The following is a 2,468-nucleotide window of genomic DNA, read 5'->3' as shown; positions in this document are numbered from 1 at the left end:
ATATCGATCTTAACACCTGTCTCCTCGATGATAGTGTTGATAGTCTTACCTCTCTGTCCGATAACCTCACCGATCTTCTCTGGATCGATCTTGATCTGCTTGATCTTTGGCGCGAACTCATTGACCGTTGGTCTTGGAGCTGCGATGGCCGGCTTCATACATGTCTCCATGATGAAGAGTCTTGCCTCACGTGTTCTTGCGATAGCCTCCTCAACGATAGGTCTTGTAAGTCCGTGAATCTTGATATCCATCTGGATAGCTGTGATACCCTCTGTTGTACCTGTTACCTTGAAGTCCATATCTCCGAAGAAGTCCTCAAGTCCCTGGATATCTGTGAGTACGATGTAATCGTCGTCTGTATCACCTGTTACAAGTCCGCATGAGATTCCGGCAACCATAGCCTTGATAGGAACACCGGCAGCCATGAGTGACATACATGATGAACATGTTGATGCCATTGATGTTGAACCATTTGACTCAAATGTCTCTGATACGGTTCTGATCGCATATGGGAACTCTTCCTCACTTGGAAGTACAGGAAGAAGTGCTCTCTCAGCAAGTGCACCGTGTCCAATCTCTCTACGTCCAGGTCCTCTTGAAACCTTTGTCTCTCCTACTGAGTATGAAGGGAAGTTGTAGTGGTGCATATATCTCTTGGATGTAACGTTCTCGTCAAGTCCGTCAACTCTCTGGATCTCAGAAAGTGGAGCAAGTGTACATACGTTACAGATCTGTGTCTGTCCTCTTGTAAACATAGCTGAGCCGTGGACTCTAGGAATGATGTCAACCTCAGCAGCAAGTGGTCTGATCTGGTTGATAGCTCGTCCATCAGGTCTCTTGTGATCCTTGAGGATCATCTTTCTTACTGTCTTCTTCTGATACTGGTATATAGCGTCTGGAAGGACTGCAAGCCACTCCTCGTTGTCTGCAAATGCCTCCTCAAGCTTCTCTGTGATCTGTCTGATGTTCTCCTCACGAACCTGCTTCTCGTCTGAGAATACAGCCTCCTCCATAGCCTCTGGAGGAACGATCTCCTTAATCGCTGCAAAGAGCTCCTCTGGAACTGCACAGCTTACATATGAATGCTTTGGCTTTCCAACCTCAGCTACTATCTCATTGATAAATGCGATGATGTCCTGGTTGATATCATGAGCCATGTAGATAGCTTCGATCATCTTAGCCTCAGGTACAATATTTGCACCGGCCTCGATCATGATAACCTTCTGTGATGTAGATGCAACTGTGAGCTTCAGATCCCCCTCATCCCACTGCTTCTGTGTTGGGTTGATGATGAACTCTCCGTCGATGAGACCTACCTGTGTCATGGCACATGGTCCGTCAAATGGAACGTCTGATATACATGTTGCGATAGATGATCCGAGCATTGCAACCAACTCCGGTCTGCACTCTGGATCTACTGACATAACAAGGTTGTTGAGTGTTACGTCATTTCTATAATCCTTAGGGAAAAGAGGTCTCATAGGTCTGTCGATTACTCGTGATGTGAGGACAGCGTTCTCTGATGCCTTACCCTCTCTCTTATTGAATCCTCCAGGTATCTTTCCTACTGAATATAACTTCTCCTCATACTCTACTGAAAGTGGGAAGAAATCGATTCCGTCTCTTGGCTTCTCTGAAGCTGTACATGTTGAAAGCACTGTTGTGTCACCGTACTTGATAAATGCAGCACCATTTGCCTGTGCAGCTACTCTGTTGATATCAACAGTGAGCATTCTGCCAGCGATTTCTTTCTGGTATCTCTTGAATTCCTTACTCATCTCAAAATCTCCTTGATTTAATATTTATTTGTATTGTGGAAGACGTCGAAACAACTATAAAAAACACCATGTCTTATAACCTTTTTGCCATCTTTCAGCGATGATCCATGATATTCTTTATAGAAGTCTCGATATGTCATTCCACAATCTTTTAAATTTTATCATACGAATATAAAAAATACAATATCCAAACACCTCTGTTTACACTATTTGATACCATAAAAATGTGTCCGGGCAAATAAAAAGGAATCATGCTTGTACACATGATTCCCATAATTGTTATTGTATTAAGGCTCGAATAGAAATTACTTTCTAAGTCCAAGGCTCTCGATGAGCTTTCTGTATGCCTCGATATCCTTGCTCTTGAGGTATGCAAGAAGGTTTCTTCTCTGACCAACCATCTTAAGAAGACCACGGTTTGAGTGATGATCCTTTGGATTAGCCTTGAAATGTCCGTTGAGATCGTTGATTCTTGCTGTAAGAAGTGCGATCTGAACCTCTGTTGAACCTGTGTCGTTTGCATCCTTGCCGTACTTAGCTACGATTTCCTGCTTCTGCTCTTTTGTTATCATAATAACAATCCTCCTATAAAATAATATACATGACTGACACCGGGCAAAAGGCCTAGAGGTGTCCTCAAACTAAGTGTCAGTTGACCTTGTGTAGGATAACATATGTGTCTGGTTTTGT

At 43.4% G+C, this 2,468-nt stretch carries 2 protein-coding genes; both read right to left on the bottom strand.

Going from position 1 to position 2,468, the window contains the following annotated elements; all coding sequences use genetic code 11:
- A partial coding sequence (locus CCU_RS12210) for a polyribonucleotide nucleotidyltransferase (protein WP_208896234.1) occupies positions 1–1,778 on the bottom strand: 1,778 nt, incomplete at its 3' end.
- A gap of 305 nt (positions 1,779–2,083) precedes the next feature.
- Positions 2,084–2,350, bottom strand: a complete 267-nt coding sequence (rpsO, locus tag CCU_RS12205; protein WP_004851136.1) for a 30S ribosomal protein S15 — start codon at positions 2,348–2,350, stop codon at positions 2,084–2,086.
- Between the last annotated feature and the right edge of the window lie 118 nt (positions 2,351–2,468).

The sequence above is a fragment of the Coprococcus sp. ART55/1 genome, from assembly GCF_000210595.1.
Classification (GTDB): Bacteria; Bacillota; Clostridia; order Lachnospirales; family Lachnospiraceae; genus Coprococcus; species Coprococcus aceti.
The sequence above is the reverse complement of the archived record's forward strand: the minus strand, read 5'-3'. Positions and strand labels throughout refer to the sequence as shown.